Origin of the sequence: Campylobacter concisus (assembly GCF_902460715.1) — a bacterium.
Classification (GTDB): domain Bacteria; phylum Campylobacterota; class Campylobacteria; order Campylobacterales; family Campylobacteraceae; genus Campylobacter_A; species Campylobacter_A concisus_AK.
This window is the reverse complement of sequence record NZ_CABPUX010000002.1, coordinates 415,325-431,368: the sequence shown is the minus strand read 5'-3', so window position 1 is coordinate 431,368 and position 16,044 is coordinate 415,325. Positions and strand designations below refer to the sequence as shown.

Below are 16,044 nucleotides of genomic sequence, written 5' to 3'. Positions count from 1 at the left end.
ATAGTGACGTATGAAAATGAATAGGAGTAAATTTTAAAGCATGAGTTTTAAGACTATTATTATATCTTATTTAGTATTATTTTAGGTATTAAATAAAGGATAAAAATGCAAACCATACAAGCAAATTTCACAGCTAGCATAAGCGAGCTAAAAAAGTCTCCAGCTCAAATTTTAAAACAAGCTGGAGATAATGTCGTAGCTATACTAAACCACAATGTCCCTAGTGCCTATCTAGTACCCAGCTCTGTCTATGAAAAAATGGCAGAGATAATAGAAGAGTATCATCTAAGCAAAGCAGTAGACGCTGCTTTAGCAAGTGGTGAAAAACCAGTAAAAGTAAGTCTAGATGAGTTATGAGTTAGAGTTCTTGCCAAGTGCTTTAAAAGAGTGGCAAAAGCTTGACAATAGCATAAAGGTGCAGTTAAAAAAGAAGCTAAGTGAGCGTCTAGAAAACCCAAAGGTTGCCAAGGACAAGCTACGAGGCTATGAAGATGTCTATAAGATCAAACTAAGAGATGTCGGCTATCGCTTGGCATATCAAGTTAAAGATGATGAGATCGTAGTGTTAGTGCTAGTTGTCGGCAAAAGAGAGAACAACGAAGTGTATGAGATGCTAAAGGATAAATTTAACTAAGCATTAAGTCCCTTATCTTTAACTACCAATGACTAAATTTGACTAACTTGTAGTGCTTCTTTTATGATGAGCGCAATCTCTATATTTTTATTATTTTATTTTCTTAATTTCATACTAGACTAAATTTCTAAGAGAAATTTAAAAGCTACAAAAATTATATTATATATTTCATAGTATTTTTTAAAAACACGCATTTTAGCGGCCTGAAGCCTACCGAATTCCTTGTTTTAGGCTGTGAAATTTTATAAAATAATCTTAAAAGATATTTAAAGAGCAAGTCTGCCAAACTTTTTATGACATAAGATTTTTGAGTGGCTTCTTTTTTAGATTAGGAGAAAATTTACGTGAGTTCTGAAAAGACAAAAAAGCGCAAGGTAACCAAAGTCATAACTAAAAGACTTAGGCTAAGTAATGAAGAATGGTTGGTAATTAATGATAAATTACAAGAAAGTGGCCTAACTTTCTCAAAATTTGCCTTAAGAGCTATGTTGTCTAAGCAGATTTATGCACCAATTAGAAGAGAGCTTTTAGCTGAATTATCTAGACATGGACAAAACATAAATCAAATAGCCGCCAAATTAAATAGTGGGCAAAGCCTAGATAGAGTTGGTATCAAGATCATAGCGGATGATAACGATGTCTTACATAAAGTTTATGAAGCATTGGGTAAATAATATGTTGCTTGATTTGCCTTGTATCAATACAAATAAAGGCACTAGTGATGCTAGTTAAATTTCTTCGTACTTATACTGGTGGTGGCCTTGGGAGCATAAATTATCTTTTAAATGAGAGAAAAGCTGCTGGAACAGCAAGAGTTATAAAAGGTGATGAAAATTTAACTAGAGCTATTATAAAAGGCATCACCTATAAACAAAAGACCTGTTTTGGTGTTTTATCATTTGAAGAGAGGCATGACTTTTTAACTGAAGAGCAAAAACTAAAAATTATTAAGGATTTTGAATATGCTCTTTTGGGTGAATATATGCTTGAACGTACAAATGTATTATGGGTAGAACACTCAGACAAGGATGGACGGCTTGAGTTAAATTTCCTTATCCCTAAGATAGATCTTGAAACAGACAGGTCATTTAATCCTTATTTTGCCAAATATGATCAAACGAGAATAGATCTAATCAAAAAGATCATTAACGATGAGTATGGACTATCAAGTCCAGATGATCCAGCAAAAGAGCAAACTATATTGTCTAGCAAGAAAAACATCAATCATTATAAAAATTTAGAAGAGCTAGACCAAAAGTTGCACGATCTGGTTAAGCAAGGCTATATTAAAAATAGAGACCACATGATTGAACTTCTTAAACAAAATGGTATCGAAATAACCAGGATCAACAAAAAAGGCATAACGATCATACTGCCTACTAAAAAAACAAAAAATCGTCTAAAAGGAGGAATATACGATGCAGACTTCACCAGTGCTCAAAGACTTGGAGAACTCAGCCAAAGCTCAAGCAGAAGAATTAGAGAATTCCATGATAGAAATACACAAGCAGAGTGCAGAGAAAATAGGCGAAAACTTGAGGAGCTTATTGCTAAAAGAGATAGATTTAATCAAGAAAGATATGTCGAAAGAACTTCAAAAAACAATATCCTTGCATCACAAGGACAGATCGGTGATAATCTCGCTATCAGCGGCTACCGCACTAATTTTGGGAATAGCAATTGGCTGGGTAGTGCACGCAATGATATTAAAGGAAGAAGTAGCTTGGACGATACCAAAACAATGGAGATACAGCCAACCTACTGCGGACAAGACCCAGAGGGAGTATTACATATCGATTCCAAAAGACAAAGAGATAATAGAGAACGAGAGCAGGAAATTTATATTAATGAAAATGGAGTAGAGGATGACAGCATTAGAGAAAGCATTGCTAGAAGAGAACGAGCGCTTGACGAAGACGATCGAAGACGAAAGGAGCAAGCACGAATTAGAAACAATGAATTTGCAACAAGACTGCGAGAAGAAGCTCGCGATATTACAGACAAATGTGACAGAGCTAACAAAGAAAGTCAAGAGCTTGAACAAAGATTGCAACGACGCCTTAACGGAATCTTTGCAGCAACAAAGAGATATGTACGAGAGTTCAATATCTTGCTTGGAAGAAAAATTAGAAAATTTAGAAGAAAAATTCCAAAATTTGAGAGAAGAATACGAGAGCTTACAGATAGAGCACAAGATGCTACAAGAATATGTAGAGAATTTATAGAGGAGCGTGAATACTCCCAAAAAGCCAGCATATATCACCATGTGGGTGATGTATGCAAGGAAAAAACTCAAAGTCTAGATATGTTTTAAACGTAGAGACTCTACTAAGTTTATTACATAATCATCTCATTTATTACTTCCAAACATTATTTGTTACGTTGCCATTTTAAAAATATACTAAAATATATTTTGTAGATCATAAAAAATAATTTAGTCTAATTATTTTTGTTCTTATGGCTGCCTTTAATCAACTTAAGCTTTTATTAAAAAAAGCCTATCTTGCATGGCCACTTTAATAAAGAAAATATTTTTTAAGCGTGGGTCAAGGGAGCGGCAAGCTATCCTTGCGAGCCTCTATGGAGATGCAAATGGTAACATTTTGTAGCTACATAGAGTATGCTCGCCCTAATATCTGAATTGAATTTTGGCGCATACTGGAATTAAATCAGTCCCACCAAAGAATGACTTAGTAAAAGTAAATTTTTGTAATTTTTGTGATTGGCATATTTGTCACTTGTTTATTTTGACTGATAAATTTGGATAGTCAATTATTTTATGGTTACTTTAATTAAAACTTAAAAAGCAAGAAGCTAGGAGGCAAACCACGAATGATATTAGCATCTTAAGCACCAATATAAATTCATACACTAAGCAACAGCACAAACAAGGCAGGTCTGCAAATTTTAGTGATATTTTTAACCAAAAGACCAAAGAAAAGATTAGCGAGCCAAACCTGTAACAACTTGTCAAGGACTTTCTAATCATTTTTATCATTTTTTTGATGTTTTTCACTCTCAATTTCTCTAAGCATTATGCGTTTCAATTTGTCTTGCATTGTTTCAGTAGTATTTTTATTAAAATGTACAACAACTTCATAGGTAGTTTTTCCAATCTTCTTTATTGTTTTTGTTTCTGTATTATTTTTTTGCATATCATCATTCCTTTTCTTGCAATTAAAAAGCGATTAGAATTTTTTACTTTTCCAATCGCTCTCATTCATCTATTAAGTTTTGTGCTTTCTTCAGCTTTTCTTTGCTCTGTATTTTTCTTCTATCAAGTCCCGTTATCCTAAGAGGTAAACACATCTCGATTATCCTTGAATAAATTCTGCCAAGCATTATATCTTCCTGTTCTTTTTCTATATCTTTGAAATTAAGGTTAGTAGTTATAATGGTTGGTCTTGCCTTTAGGTATCTTGCATTGATTACATTGTAAATTTGCTCTAAGGCATATTCTGTATTTCTCTCTATTCCAAAATCATCAAGAATTAGTAGGGTAGGGCTTGTTATCTATTCGATATATTCGTTTCTATCAAGATTAAAGCCGCCTTTTTGTAAGTCGTTTAATATCTGTGCAAAGTTCCTCATTTTTACTGTATGGCTATATTCTGTAATTATAGCGTTGGCAATAGCACAAGCTACATAGGTCTTGCCACTTCCTACATTTCCGTAAAGTAACAGTCCAACATTATCTTTTCTCATTTCTTCAAAATGTTTTACATAGTTCTTTGCTTTTTTGATGATTTCCTTATCTGTATCTTCATCGGCATTTTTAAAGGTGTAGGCTATTTGATTTTTGGATATAAAGCAGCTTTGTCTCAACCTATCTTGTTTTAACAGTTTTTTCTTGTTCAGCTCTATCTCTATCACATTTACAAGCCGTTCTGATAATCATAGGCTTATCCAACATCGGAATTACCTTACCGTCTATTCTTTCATTACAAATCTTGCAATAGATATGTCCGTCTTCTTCATAGTGAGTATCTTTGTTGTAGATAAAATCTGTCCCTTGAATTTTTGTAGTAATCATATTTTCTTTATCATTCATAATTTTAGTCTCCTTTTCTACATCAGGCTCTATAATGCGTTTTTAAGGCTTATTTTTATCTTAACCATAGTCTGACACCTCTTTTATGATTAAACCCTTAAAAACACCTTTTATAGGCTGTCGCTGTCTTCATAGTTGGTTGAATAGGTTCTATGGCTTTTATTTTGATTATTTTTCTGTGATAGCTTTTTTTTATCCTGTTCATACCAATTCATACCAATTAAGGATTGTTACATAGTGGTCTTTGTAGTCTGTGCCTTTACTTTTGATATATCTTAATAGCTTTTCAGTCATTGTATCTGTATGACCTTTCAGCCTATCTTTTAGATTTTGGTATTTTTCATCGGTTAAATGAATATTTTGATACTCTCCATAAAGGGACACTGGGGCAACCTGTTCTATTCTCCTCTTATCTAATCTACCCTTAACTATACTATGCGGACAAACGGTTGACACTTGGTTGTCATTTGGTATACCAAGATTTTCAACCTTGATATATGCTCCATTTTCCGTTTGCGTTATACTTTGCTTTTCTTCAAGATACATCGTTTCTTTTCGTCTGTCATTTCTGATGTAGTTATTTATCTTCCAATAGGTAATGACTATAACCCCTCTTTAAAAGACAATTACAAAACCTTTTGTAATTAGAATTTTTAAGTCATCATCATCTGCCCTCATAGATAGATGAAAATACAGGCATTGGCTACTTAATGGCATATCCAAAAATAAGTCGCTATCCACTATCTTTATTGAAAACATCCTTTTATCTGCCATTTTTCTCTCCTATCTTTTGTTATGAAAATGTAGCAACAAATCGTTACTCCTTTTATCTTTTAAGGAAGTCGTGTTTCACTACCCCCTTTGATTAGTACTGTCTTTGATTTAGGTACACTCCCATTTTGGGAATGTGGCATTTGTCATCTTCTTATTTTTCTTTTGTTGTTTTAGATGTCGGTCTTAAAAATACTTTTGCTTTTCTATAAACTGAATGAGCGTTTTGAAACGGTACAATAGAAAAAGCCGACTATACTTTTAACTTTTGTTGTTTCAGTATGTCGGCTTAATGTAAGCTATCTGTTTCAAATTTTTATTGTCAAGGGTGAGCGATAGTGAATGCGCTTTACCCTTGATGATAAAAAAGCGAATGAATTATATTCAGTTGTCTTTTGCCTTTAATACGGAAAAATGCTTCGGCTTTTTTCTTTGCTCCCCGCAAGGGTAAAAGCACCGCAGGTCGCAAGGACACCTAAAGGGTGTATAATTGCGCCCTTAGAAAATCTAAGGGAATTACAATTATACTATGTCCTTGCGTTTCTTAGTCTTTTTGAAATGCTCTTTGCAAAATAGCCTTTATTTCTTCATTACTTTTCTCGCTTGCTCCCTCAATTAAACTTTCTAAGATTGCTCCTCGCTCTATCAATCTATGGTTTCGCTTTTTTCTTTCTTCAAGGCTCGTTTGCTTTCTGATTTTCTTTTCCTGATTTTTAAGCTGAGATAGTTTCTTTTCATATTTTTTTTCTTCTTACTTGCTTTCAATCTTTTCTTTTACTTTTTCTAATTCTGTTTTTATTGTCCATAAATTTCATCTCCTTTCAAGTTTTTTTCATAAGAAAAGACGATAGATGTTTTACTTTCTATCGTCTTGAATCTGTATTATTCAGCTAGACAAACTGAAATTTGACTTACTTCTTGTATTTCTCAACGATTATGCCTGCTACAATACCTACAATAAATCCCGCCGTAGTAACAGCCGAAAACTTAAACTTACCCCAAAGAGAAGGAAGCGCAGAAATCGCAAGTGCATACCAAAACAGATTACTACTGAGCAACCAACCATATAAATAACTATGCTCACCAGTTGGAATATTAGTAAATAGCCAACCAATCAAGTTGCTCTCACCAATATATCACCAGATATACAGCTATGTATCCCAATGTTATATAAACATTTTTCTTTCTCAAGTATAATCACAATCCTTTGTCAAACGGGAATTTTATTCTCCTGTCACTCGTTTATAGGATCATAGTCGGAAGGGACAGGTGCTACTATACTTACAAAGATGATATCCTCATCTCCAGTATTTTTTGCTCCGTGGCAGGAGTCTTTCTTCGATACTATGACATGGCCTTTCTTGAATGGAACCTCTTCATTAGGCTGGGGGTAGAATATTCCCTCTCCCTGAAGGACGATCCATATATCGTCGGAATTGTGGTGATAGTGCTTTTGCAATGTCTGACCGGGTTTGATAACCCAGACCGATCCGCCTGTAGATTCTGTCTGATAAAACGGTGTTCTGACAGCCTTTTCCGGATCCTCTTTTTTTACAAGGTCCATGCAATAGATTCTCTGTTCGCTCATGATTATTTGCTCCTTTGTATTCCATAGTTTAATCGAAAAAATGCGATTTAATGATATACCGACAAATTCTAATTTGTCTACTTCTTTATGTTTTTTAATCGTTCATCATAATATTCTTCTACAAATTTATGATTTTGGTGTTTTTCAATTTGCTTAGTGATAAGCTCTATCATTTGCTCATTTTGTTCTACTGTGTAGTTGAAATTTTTCCAATGAGAAACATTGTCTAAACATATTTCAACCAACTTTTCAAAGGTTAATACCCTTTCATTATCGGAATAATATGTTTCTTTTATATTTTTTGTTGTTGTAACTTGTATATTAGCCTCATATAGAGTGTTCAATACATCAGAGCTAATAGAAGTATCAAGAGTTGCTAAAAACATTTCTCTTGCACCTGTTCTTCCCATTTCTTCAGGTACTTCTTGCCATCTTTCTCTTAATGTGGTTTTTGCACTAATTAAGACAGTATTTCTCTTATTTACAATGTATTCTAAAACACCCGGAGAAACTAAATCTACCAATTTACCAAGACCTTTATTGACAAACTCTTGTTTACCTATATTACCTTGACTGTCAAGTGGAATCCCTGCACCAATCAAAATGAGTTCTATAATACTTTCAAATTCTTTACCTGCTCTACTCCTCCTACTTTGAGTATTTGACAAAGTCAAAGCATATATATGTTCCGGAAATTCTTCCACAAACCAAGTAATTGCCTCTATTGGTGTAAGAGTTTTGATATACTCATCATCAACTAACTCTTTTAGCATTTTTGAAGTAAAGTCTTTTTCTAATGGCTGAAATTCACTCCAACAGCTATTTCTAAGTTTTTCAACAACTTCACTTGCATTACTTAAAAAGAATTCTTTAGGGACTTTGTCGTATCCTAATGTAATAAAATTATCATAAACTAAGTCATAAGGCTGTTTAAAGCCTTCTTTCCTTTTTTCTTTAACTAAGTTTTTATATTCATCAAGAGAAATATTTGCCATAACTCTTTTCCTTTCTTGAAAAATTTTCTTCTATATGGTACAATAGTGTCAAATAGAGGACAGTTAGTCCTTGAAATAACATATATAAAAAGGAGAATATATATGAATATTATACCACAAATCATAGATAATTCCCCTGCTATTTTAATAAAAAATAAGCGTATCAGATTACAAATGACTCAAAAAGAATTAGCTGATGCTGTTGGTATGTCCAAATTCGGAGATAGGACAATTCGCAGATGGGAAAATGGAGAAAGTCAGCCATCGTCCATTGAGCTGAAACATATTTTATCATTTCCTGAAAAAGTACCTTTCCCTAATAATGAAAATGCCCCCTATAAAATCATTGATTTATTTGCCGGAATTGGTGGTACAAGGCTTGGATTTTACCAAACAGGTAAAACAAATGTCGTATTCAGTAGTGAAATTGATAAATTTGCAGTAAAAACATATAAGGCAAATTTTGGTGAAACTCCTTTTGGAGATATTACAAAAATATCTGAAAAAGATATTCCTAATCATGATATTATTGTCGGTGGTTTTCCTTGTCAAGCATTTAGTCAAGCCGGTAAAAAGCTTGGTTTTGAAGATACTCGTGGAACATTATTTTTTGAAATTGCAAGAATTATTAAAGAGAAACGACCTAAGGCATTTCTTCTTGAAAATGTCAAAAACCTAAAATCTCACGATAAAGGTCGTACCTATAAAACAATAGAAAAAACATTAAAGGATTTAAACTACGATGTTCATTCTATTATACTTAAAGCAAAAGACTTCGGTGTTCCACAAAATAGAGAGCGTATTTACATTGTTGGATTTGATAAGGATAAAATAGATAACTATAAAGATTTTTCTTTTCCAATTCCTCCCTGCCCAGATGTTTCTGTGGGAAATATTTTAGAGCAAAATGTTGATACTAAATACACCATTTCAAATGCACTTTGGCAAGGTCATCAACGACGAAAGAAAGAACATAAAATAAAGGGAAATGGATTTGGTTACACATTGTTCAATGAAAACAGTCCTTATACAAATACATTATCTGCAAGATATTATAAAGACGGGAGTGAAATACTTATTGAGCAAAAAGGAAAAAATCCACGAAAACTAACACCTCGTGAAGCTGCAAGACTTCAAGGCTTCCCCGAAAACTATATCATTCCTGTAAGTGATACTCAAAGTTACAAACAGTTTGGTAATTCTGTTGCCGTTACTGTTATCCATGCAATTGCAAATAACATAATTGATATACTTGATACCTGTACTAAAAAAGAGATTGACTAACTTCAATCTCTTTTTTCTAACTTATTAACTTGTATACCTGCCCTTTTCAGAACCTTTAATTTTTCTTGTTTTCTCTGTTCTCTCCTTGCCTTATACCTTTCCTCATATTCCTGTTGTTTTCCATTTACTTTACGCTTTAAGTAGTTTTGATGAAGTCTATCTTTTCTTTCCTTGATTTTTCTCTTTTCTTCCTCAATTTTTAATCTTTCTTCTTCTTCAGTCAATTCTTCTTTTGGTGGCTCATAGTTACCGATAAAATTAAAATATATCTCTATTTTTTTGCTTTGATGTTTGACTACCTTTTCTATTCCTTTCATGAACAATAATCTTTTCTACAAACTCATTTATCATTGTAGTTGTAAGTTCATCAAAATTTTCATATCGGCTTATTAGAGATATAAACTTTTTCGCCTTATCTGTTTCTTTTTCATATCTTGATATTGCAAACTCTAAGTCTTTAATTTCTTTGCTTAAAGCTATTTGCTCTGTTTCATATTGACTGTTAAGTATCTCATATCTATTACTTGGTATTTTTTCAAGTATCATATCTTCGTAAATACGGCACATCAATCGTTCAAGTTCCTGAAGCCTGTTTTTACTTTCCATTAATCTTATTTTTTTCTTTTCTATCTCTACTTTTTCCTTTTCTTCCATTTCATTTTAAATGGAACGGATAAAGGCTTCGTGATCTTCATCAAGATATTTTTTAATGTCTTTTAAGGTTTCCTGTATAAGGTTTAAGACTGCTTCCGCTTTTATCCTGTGAGTAGATGGACAAAGCGTTCCACAGGGTACTTTCGTGTAAGCACTGCAAGTGTAGTAGGGAATATTTTTGTAATTACTTGTTCTATGAACATACATTTTACTGCCACAATCTGCATAATACATAAGCCCAGTTAAAGGGTGATATTCTCCCCAACCATCGGGATACCTTTTTACATTTCCTCTTATCCTTTGCACATTATCAAAGGTTTCTTGGTCTATAATTGCCTCGTGGGTATTTTCAAATATCAGCCAGTTTTCTTCAGATACATATTTGCTTTTCTTATCCTTGAAATGCTTTCTTGTTTTGAAGTTTACAGTATGACCTAAATATTCCTGTTTCTTTAAGATACTTACAATTGTAGAACTGCACCAACGATAAGGATGTTCAAACACTTTGCTTTGATGTAGTCCATATCCTAATTTTTGCTGATGGTAAGCAGGTATATCTACTTTTTCACTTTCCAATATCTTTGCTATTCGATACGGACCATTGCCTTGCATGGTCAGATTGAATATTCTCCTTACTATCTCCGCTGCTTTTTCATCTACAATCCACTTATCTTTGTCTTTTTCATCTTTGATATATCCATAAGGTGGAGAGCTTGCCGTATGCTTTCCGCTTTCCCCCTTTGACCTGAATGTAGATTGTATTTTTCTTGAAGTATCTCTTGTATACCATTCATTCATAATATTTCTAAAAGGGGTAAAATCATCTTCTCTATAAAAGCTATCTACATTATCATTGATAGCAATGAGCCTAACTCCCTTTTGTCTTAAGATTTCCATACATTGACCGACTTTAAGATAGTCTCTGCCAAGTCTACTCATATCTTTTACGATTATACAACCTATTATATTACCTTGATTAACTCCGTTCATCATTGCCATAAAGCCCGGTCTATCAAACTGTGTTCCGCTTATTCCATCATCTGTAAAATGTATGATGTTGCTTAAATTATTTTTACCTGCATATTCTTCAAGGATTTTCTTTTGATTTACAATAGAATTGCTTTCTCCTTGAAGTTCATCATCACGACTTAATCTCTCATAGAGTGCTGTTATCTTTTCATAATTCCTCATTTTTACCCCCTTTCTCTTAGTTTCTTAAATAAAAAAGAATTAAGAAGTACATATTTCACTAATATAGTGATTAAGTGTTCTCCTTAATTCTATTACTCCAAGAGCCAGCTAAATTTACTTATACTACTTCTTCACAAAATAGCCTCGCCTCTTTAAATTTTTATAACCTTCAAGCTTATGGCTACACAGTGGATAAGGCAGGCTTTATGGGAGCTGATTTTAATAAAGCTGCAGGTTTGCCGCAGGACTTTAAAATCCACAAAAGCACGCTTGATGAGCTTAGTAGATTTGCCGAACATAACCATGTGCTAAATCGCATCAAGAGCAAGGACGAGCAGATAAAGATCTTTGATAATATTGATATGGCTGACACCATAAAGCACTACTACAGACTATTTGACCAAATGACCTCTGCCTTAGGTGATGATAAAAAGAGCTACACCCTTGCAGATATAGGCAAACTACCAAAAGGCTACAGCACAAAAGGCACTCGCTATGATGCCAAAGGACACTTGCTAAAAGATCTATCAAACTCTACTATCTCAAACATCTACTCTAGCACTGATGAGCTAAATAGCGCTAAATCTCTTAGCAAAGAGCTTTCAAGTGCAGGCGTTAGGCTCATAGTAAAAGAGGTTGATTTTACGATGAGCGAAGCAGGTGATGAGTTTAGCTTTAACCCTGATATGTCGGTATATCAAGCAGATGAAGGTTACAGTAAAGAGGCTCTTTTTATGGGATTTTTGCGCAGCTCTAGACCGCTACCAAGTGATAGTGCAAAGACTAAGCTAAGTAGCGCTGCCTTAAATGATATCTCAAGCACTGGAGAGCATAAAGAGTACTTTGTGGATTTTGAAAAAGTGGGTAAAGATAGTGAGAGCATAAAAGCGCTCATAAAAGAAAGACTTAAAGAGCTAACTCTTTTAATGTATGCAAGATCAAAGAACACTAGCGCAGAAAGTGTTACCTCAAACGAATATGAGAAATTTAAGCCAACTAGCGAGGATATAAATTCTCTAGCAAATTCTTGGAGTGGGAGGATAAGCGCTATCAGCAATACTTTTGTGTAGAGATAGGCTATATATAAACTAAATTGTTGAAAGGTCGATTTAAATCAAAGAAAAACCTTACTCAAACAAATTTTGAAAATCGTTGAGTAGTTTAAAATTTACTAAGGATAGTAAAATGCAAATTTCTAGCTCACCATATCCTTATCTGTCTAGAGAACACATAGCTAGTGAGATGGGGTTTAAATTTAACGATATTAACGAGATACTTAGTAACGACATGAGATATGGTATGAGCTTTCCTAAATACGCAAGGCTTGATAGAAAAGCTCAAGCTGCGGCTTACGATAGACACATATATCCACTATCTGGCTTTACAAAAGGCGATGAAGCAAAAGTCACTATCATAGGAAAGCTTAGAGGCTATGATCCTGATTTTACAAGCGAGCAGCTATCAGATCTTAAAAATTTCATAAATGAAAGCAAGGGTTTGTTTGTAGAGTATATACAAGGTCAGCAAGCAAAACCAGACAGTGATAAGCCAAAAATTTTAAGAGATATCCCATACACTGTAAATGAATTTTTAAATGAATATAGTGGCGATCGACAACTGCTATTTATGCAAAACTCAAGGACTGTTGATCTGCTTGATAGCGATATGAGCGTTGATGAGTTTAAAGAGGAGTGGGCTAAATATGCATTAAAAGAGCGGTTTAACATAACTTTATCTGGCGAAGATGCCAAAAATGCTGTCAATATACTAAAAGAGATGAATGAAAAAGGTCTTCAGGATATAGAGAGCGTTGAAGAAGAAAAAGACGACACCAAAGAGAAAAAATTTACTCCCATCCAAGCTGAAAGCAAAAACACTGAAACTTATGACATTACTAAGGATGAGAAATTCTCATATTTACTTAAGCTTCAAGAACTTGAGAGAGAACGAGGTATCGATGTGCTTCGTATCATGCAAAAACTTGAAGAAAATGGTAAAAAGGTTGTCGATAAAAAGGTTTAAATTTATCTTTGTATTTAGCGCAAGCCGCCACTAAGTCATCCTATGACAAGATAGAGGATTATCCTCATTCTGTTTTATTCATCAAACCATCTTATTTAAAATTTGCTTCTTATCTATCTTTTGCATAAGCTCTAAGACGTCTATGCCTCTTTTTTCTTTGAAATTTAAAAGCTCTCTTGCATAGAATCCTTGTTTATATCATAGGTCTCATACTTCTTTTTAACCTGCATAGGTTTAAATTTCTTCTCACTTTGCTCTTTGGCAAAATTTGCATTATATTCTTGTTCTTCTTTGTGTAGTTTGGCTAGAAATTCTTTATGCTCTTTTGTAGTTTTTTCTACGTCTTCTCTATAAAGCTTTTTAAACTCTTCTATGCTTAGATCAGCTCTAACAAATAAAGCAGCACCATCATTACTCATCATAGTGCCTTCAGGAAATGATTTTACAAAAGCTTCTAGTTCCGCCTCCTCTTCTGCTGTGCAAAGACCAATCATAAAGCCATTTATTGTTGGCTTGCCATCAACAGAGTTTGTAAGTAGCCAATCCATATAGCTTTGTAACTCTCCAACTCTAAATTCTTCCATAGTTTCTGGAGGATATTTTGATGCTAAAGCTCTTCTTTCTTTCATGGGGTAATCAGATAGCATATTATCTATTCGATTTATAGTATCTGTTATCCAGCCCTCTTTACTTTGGTCTATATCAATAAATTCTTTTATAGTTTCGCTCCAGGGTTTAAAAAGATTCTTTGAGTAGTCAAATTTTTCTTCGGTAGCGTTTTTGTCTTGCTTACCTTCTTTGGTTATATTTTCTGTTGCATTTTCTTTTTGAATAGTGTTATCTTGTATCGATGTGTTGCTAAGTCCGTTTATGCTTATCATTTCAGCTCCCCTTACGCCATCTTATCCACTTTAAGCTTTGCCACTTTTTCTAAAATCTCAAACATACTCTTGCCACTATCAAATTCACTCTTTATAAATTTATAAAGCTCCTTAAATCTCTCATCGGCTTCAAGCTTATAGGTTTGAGATTTTTTAGTAACTTGTATAGGCGTAAATTTCTTCTCTTTCTTCTCTTCTTCATTTTGTGTTTCAAGATCATTTATGGAATTTATGGTCTCTTTTGCTAGCTCTTCGTCAAGCTCTAAACCAAAGCGCTCCTTTAGTGCAAATTTAGCCCATTTGCCCTTGAACTCATCAACACTCATATCGCTATCAAGCAGTTCAGCTGTTTTGCTACCACCAAAAGCTATAAAAGAGAGGATTTTTTTATTTGCAAACTGATCTATAAAATCATCAACACTAAGCTTTTTACTATTTAATGGATCTTTGAAAATTCCCTTTGGCTCAAACGCTGGATTTCTCTCAAGCCCTAAAGCACCGCTATCATCTATAAATTTCTTTAGCTCATCTATCTCATCTTTTGAAAAAGAGTCGTCATAGCCCATTAGCTTGCCAAGTATGCTTACTCTTGCCTCTCCTTCGCCTTTTACAAAGCCAGTTAGTGAGTGATCATATCTGTCGTATTCTCTTGCTCTTTCTTTGTCATCTAGCATTGCATACTTAGGAAATGTCATACCATGACCCATATCGTTACTAAGTATCTCGTTTATATCGTTAAATTTAAAGCCCATCTCTCTTGCTATATTCTCTCTTGAGAGGTAGTTAGGAGTTGAAAGATTATTAGAAATTTGCATTTTACTATCCTTAGTTTTTTTAAATTTACGCCTTTATATCAACATTTCTTTTTATACCAAGCATATCTACTAGGTATTTACCAGCTGGTTTTTCATTTAGCTCTTTTACTAAATTTAAAGGTGGTATGCTAAATTTTAAAAAGCTATCCATAAAGTCCTTGCTCTTTTTGCCGTCCTTATCTATCTCACCAAAAAGTAGCTTTAGCATTTTTAGATTACGCTCCATCATCTTTTTAAATGAGAGTTCGTCTTCTTCATCTGAATACTTACCGACAAACCCAGTCGTTAGATCTACATAGACAAGGTCTCTTTTATACTTAACATACTCTTGCATATATTCAGGCATACCAGATAGATCAGAGTCGCTTGCTTTGTTGAAATTTGCTCCAAATTTCATCTCACCCATAAGCTCAAATAGCTCAAATGCCCTACTAAATTCTTTACTATCTACGCTCTTATCAAAGCCTTGCTTCTTTCCAAAAACGGTGGTTTCACCTTCTTTGACGTCAAGGTTGCTATTTATAACGGCTGCTAAAAGTCCGCCTCTAGTTATAGAGCCATCTTTGTTTGTGTATCTTTCGCCGTGTGGATCGATAAAAACACCACTTCCCACACTCTCTTTGCCACCATTATTGTTGTTAAAGATATCTGTTGTTGGCTTTAGTGGCTGCATGCCATCTCCGCCATCAAAGCTTGGGTTGAAAAAGAGCGTGCTTATCATCTGCTTGTTTGACTCTTTGTAGTTAAAGCTAGAAGCAGCTGCATCAAAGTCATAAATGGAGTTATGGATCTTAGTTACTTGCATACTTTGGCGGTTATAAGAAAAGCCTTGTGGGAAATTTCTTATCTCGTCAATGCTAAAGCTATCTTTTGAATTTAGCGTGTCTTCGCCAACGACTTGGCAGAGAATTTTGTAGGCATTGCCAGCAGTCTTTGCTATATCTATGCTTTTAAAGGTGCGACTAAAAAATGATGTCCCCTCTGCAACATTGACTAAAGACTCCAGCGTGCTTGAGTGAATTTTATATTCACTTGGGATGCCAGCTTGTTTATTAAACTCATCTGTAAAGTAGCCATCCTTATCTACCTTGTAGCCTAAAACCTCTGAGCTGGTTTGTTTGGTGGCAACTTTGGTTGATACCTTTATGTTCTGCTCTA

Annotated in this window: 20 protein-coding genes and 1 pseudogene; 7 read left to right on the top strand and 14 right to left on the bottom strand. The window is 34.1% G+C overall.

The window, feature by feature from the left end; translation table 11 throughout:
* The first annotated feature begins 105 nt into the window (after window positions 1–105).
* From F3G91_RS08030 to F3G91_RS08015, 4 genes are all read left to right on the top strand, one after another.
* Window positions 106–357, top strand: coding sequence for a type II toxin-antitoxin system Phd/YefM family antitoxin (locus F3G91_RS08030; RefSeq protein ID WP_084042015.1), 252 nt, complete (start codon window positions 106–108; stop codon window positions 355–357).
* Complete coding sequence (locus F3G91_RS08025; protein ID WP_149701218.1) at window positions 347–634, top strand: type II toxin-antitoxin system RelE family toxin; 288 nt, start codon at window positions 347–349, stop codon at window positions 632–634. The genes F3G91_RS08030 and F3G91_RS08025 overlap by 11 nt, the downstream gene beginning before the upstream one ends.
* Window positions 635–978: 344 nt before the next feature.
* Window positions 979–1,308 carry a plasmid mobilization protein gene (locus tag F3G91_RS08020; RefSeq protein WP_149701217.1) on the top strand — a complete coding sequence of 110 codons (330 nt, stop codon included), beginning with the start codon at window positions 979–981 and terminating at the stop codon, window positions 1,306–1,308.
* Between the two features lie 47 nt (window positions 1,309–1,355).
* Window positions 1,356–2,948 carry a relaxase family protein gene (locus F3G91_RS08015; protein WP_009295460.1) on the top strand — a complete coding sequence of 531 codons (1,593 nt, stop codon included), beginning with the start codon at window positions 1,356–1,358 and terminating at the stop codon, window positions 2,946–2,948.
* A gap of 667 nt (window positions 2,949–3,615) precedes the next feature.
* Here F3G91_RS08015 and F3G91_RS08010 read toward each other — a convergent pair.
* The 8 genes and pseudogenes from F3G91_RS08010 to F3G91_RS07975 all read right to left on the bottom strand — a co-directional run bounded on the left by F3G91_RS08010 (window position 3,616) and on the right by F3G91_RS07975 (window position 8,039).
* Window positions 3,616–3,789: a transposon-encoded TnpW family protein gene (locus tag F3G91_RS08010; RefSeq protein WP_009295461.1), complete on the bottom strand. Its 174-nt coding sequence runs from the start codon at window positions 3,787–3,789 to the stop codon at window positions 3,616–3,618.
* A gap of 61 nt (window positions 3,790–3,850) precedes the next feature.
* Window positions 3,851–4,147, bottom strand: coding sequence for an ATP-binding protein (locus tag F3G91_RS10835; RefSeq protein WP_107698022.1), 297 nt, complete (start codon window positions 4,145–4,147; stop codon window positions 3,851–3,853).
* A complete protein-coding gene (locus F3G91_RS10830) occupies window positions 4,148–4,507 on the bottom strand; it encodes a P-loop NTPase family protein (protein ID WP_009295463.1) in 360 nt (119 codons plus the stop codon).
* Entirely contained in the window at window positions 4,461–4,685 is a 225-nt protein-coding gene (locus tag F3G91_RS10825) for a hypothetical protein (RefSeq protein ID WP_009295464.1), read from the bottom strand. Before F3G91_RS10825 ends, F3G91_RS10830 begins: the two co-directional genes overlap by 47 nt.
* Window positions 4,686–4,886: 201 nt before the next feature.
* Window positions 4,887–5,231 carry a hypothetical protein gene (locus F3G91_RS10485; protein ID WP_009295465.1) on the bottom strand — a complete coding sequence of 115 codons (345 nt, stop codon included), beginning with the start codon at window positions 5,229–5,231 and terminating at the stop codon, window positions 4,887–4,889.
* A gap of 769 nt (window positions 5,232–6,000) precedes the next feature.
* A pseudogene (locus tag F3G91_RS10480) lies at window positions 6,001–6,189 on the bottom strand (DUF3847 domain-containing protein); the annotation flags it as partial.
* Between the two features lie 501 nt (window positions 6,190–6,690).
* A complete protein-coding gene (locus tag F3G91_RS07980) occupies window positions 6,691–7,044 on the bottom strand; it encodes a cupin domain-containing protein (RefSeq protein WP_009295467.1) in 354 nt (117 codons plus the stop codon).
* A 77-nt stretch (window positions 7,045–7,121) separates the two neighbouring features.
* Entirely contained in the window at window positions 7,122–8,039 is a 918-nt protein-coding gene (locus F3G91_RS07975; protein WP_009495139.1) for a type II restriction endonuclease, read from the bottom strand.
* A gap of 102 nt (window positions 8,040–8,141) precedes the next feature.
* Between F3G91_RS07975 and dcm the strand changes: the two genes are divergently transcribed.
* Window positions 8,142–9,323 carry a DNA (cytosine-5-)-methyltransferase gene (gene dcm, locus F3G91_RS07970; protein ID WP_009495138.1) on the top strand — a complete coding sequence of 394 codons (1,182 nt, stop codon included), beginning with the start codon at window positions 8,142–8,144 and terminating at the stop codon, window positions 9,321–9,323.
* A 2-nt stretch (window positions 9,324–9,325) separates the two neighbouring features.
* Here dcm and F3G91_RS10820 read toward each other — a convergent pair whose 3' ends face one another.
* The 3 genes from F3G91_RS10820 to F3G91_RS10810 are packed head-to-tail and all read right to left on the bottom strand — an operon-like array spanning window position 9,326 to window position 11,168.
* A complete protein-coding gene (locus tag F3G91_RS10820) occupies window positions 9,326–9,640 on the bottom strand; it encodes a hypothetical protein (protein ID WP_429800342.1) in 315 nt (104 codons plus the stop codon).
* Window positions 9,582–9,977, bottom strand: a complete 396-nt coding sequence (locus F3G91_RS10815) for a DUF4368 domain-containing protein (protein WP_429800343.1) — start codon at window positions 9,975–9,977, stop codon at window positions 9,582–9,584. The genes F3G91_RS10820 and F3G91_RS10815 overlap by 59 nt, the downstream gene beginning before the upstream one ends.
* 6 nt (window positions 9,978–9,983) lie before the next feature.
* Window positions 9,984–11,168, bottom strand: coding sequence for a recombinase family protein (locus F3G91_RS10810; protein ID WP_021092745.1), 1,185 nt, complete (start codon window positions 11,166–11,168; stop codon window positions 9,984–9,986).
* Between the two features lie 74 nt (window positions 11,169–11,242).
* Here F3G91_RS10810 and F3G91_RS07950 point away from each other — a divergent pair, with 74 nt between their 5' ends.
* Together F3G91_RS07950 and F3G91_RS07945 are read left to right on the top strand one after the other, a co-directional pair.
* Window positions 11,243–12,238 carry a Cj0814 family flagellar-dependent secreted protein gene (locus F3G91_RS07950; protein ID WP_411160731.1) on the top strand — a complete coding sequence of 332 codons (996 nt, stop codon included), beginning with the start codon at window positions 11,243–11,245 and terminating at the stop codon, window positions 12,236–12,238.
* A gap of 115 nt (window positions 12,239–12,353) precedes the next feature.
* The gene (locus F3G91_RS07945) at window positions 12,354–13,190 is read left to right on the top strand and encodes a Cj0814-related protein (protein WP_149701216.1); all 837 of its coding nucleotides are present in this window, start codon (window positions 12,354–12,356) and stop codon (window positions 13,188–13,190) included.
* Between the two features lie 164 nt (window positions 13,191–13,354).
* On the opposite strand, the gene F3G91_RS07940 is transcribed toward F3G91_RS07945, so the two are convergent.
* From F3G91_RS07940 to F3G91_RS07930, 3 genes are all read right to left on the bottom strand, one after another.
* A complete protein-coding gene (locus tag F3G91_RS07940) occupies window positions 13,355–14,071 on the bottom strand; it encodes a cell surface protein (protein ID WP_508610254.1) in 717 nt (238 codons plus the stop codon).
* Window positions 14,072–14,082: 11 nt separating this feature from the next.
* On the bottom strand, window positions 14,083–14,886 hold the full coding sequence (locus F3G91_RS10470) for a Cj0814-related protein (RefSeq protein WP_103606165.1): 804 nt from the start codon (window positions 14,884–14,886) through the stop codon (window positions 14,083–14,085).
* A gap of 25 nt (window positions 14,887–14,911) precedes the next feature.
* Window positions 14,912–16,044: Cj0814 family flagellar-dependent secreted protein (locus F3G91_RS07930; RefSeq protein WP_223227848.1), on the bottom strand; the 1,133-nt coding region annotated here is incomplete at its 5' end.

Excerpts from the sequence above, each read along its gene's own strand:
- F3G91_RS07940 (WP_508610254.1), bottom strand. The coding sequence starts at position 14,071 with ATGATAAGCATAAACGGACTTAGCAACACATCGATACAAGATAACACT.
- F3G91_RS10815 (WP_429800343.1), bottom strand. The coding sequence starts at position 9,977 with ATGGAAGAAAAGGAAAAAGTAGAGATAGAAAAGAAAAAAATAAGATTA.
- F3G91_RS07975 (WP_009495139.1), bottom strand. The coding sequence starts at position 8,039 with ATGGCAAATATTTCTCTTGATGAATATAAAAACTTAGTTAAAGAAAAA.
- F3G91_RS10470 (WP_103606165.1), bottom strand. The coding sequence starts at position 14,886 with ATGCAAATTTCTAATAATCTTTCAACTCCTAACTACCTCTCAAGAGAG.
- F3G91_RS10810 (WP_021092745.1), bottom strand. The coding sequence starts at position 11,168 with ATGAGGAATTATGAAAAGATAACAGCACTCTATGAGAGATTAAGTCGT.
- dcm (WP_009495138.1), top strand. The coding sequence starts at position 8,142 with ATGAATATTATACCACAAATCATAGATAATTCCCCTGCTATTTTAATA.
- F3G91_RS07980 (WP_009295467.1), bottom strand. The coding sequence starts at position 7,044 with ATGAGCGAACAGAGAATCTATTGCATGGACCTTGTAAAAAAAGAGGAT.
- F3G91_RS10485 (WP_009295465.1), bottom strand. The coding sequence starts at position 5,231 with ATGTATCTTGAAGAAAAGCAAAGTATAACGCAAACGGAAAATGGAGCA.
- F3G91_RS08025 (WP_149701218.1), top strand. The coding sequence starts at position 347 with ATGAGTTATGAGTTAGAGTTCTTGCCAAGTGCTTTAAAAGAGTGGCAA.
- F3G91_RS10825 (WP_009295464.1), bottom strand. The coding sequence starts at position 4,685 with ATGAATGATAAAGAAAATATGATTACTACAAAAATTCAAGGGACAGAT.
- F3G91_RS10820 (WP_429800342.1), bottom strand. The coding sequence starts at position 9,640 with ATGAAAGGAATAGAAAAGGTAGTCAAACATCAAAGCAAAAAAATAGAG.
- F3G91_RS08010 (WP_009295461.1), bottom strand. The coding sequence starts at position 3,789 with ATGCAAAAAAATAATACAGAAACAAAAACAATAAAGAAGATTGGAAAA.
- F3G91_RS08015 (WP_009295460.1), top strand. The coding sequence starts at position 1,356 with ATGCTAGTTAAATTTCTTCGTACTTATACTGGTGGTGGCCTTGGGAGC.
- F3G91_RS07945 (WP_149701216.1), top strand. The coding sequence starts at position 12,354 with ATGCAAATTTCTAGCTCACCATATCCTTATCTGTCTAGAGAACACATA.
- F3G91_RS08030 (WP_084042015.1), top strand. The coding sequence starts at position 106 with ATGCAAACCATACAAGCAAATTTCACAGCTAGCATAAGCGAGCTAAAA.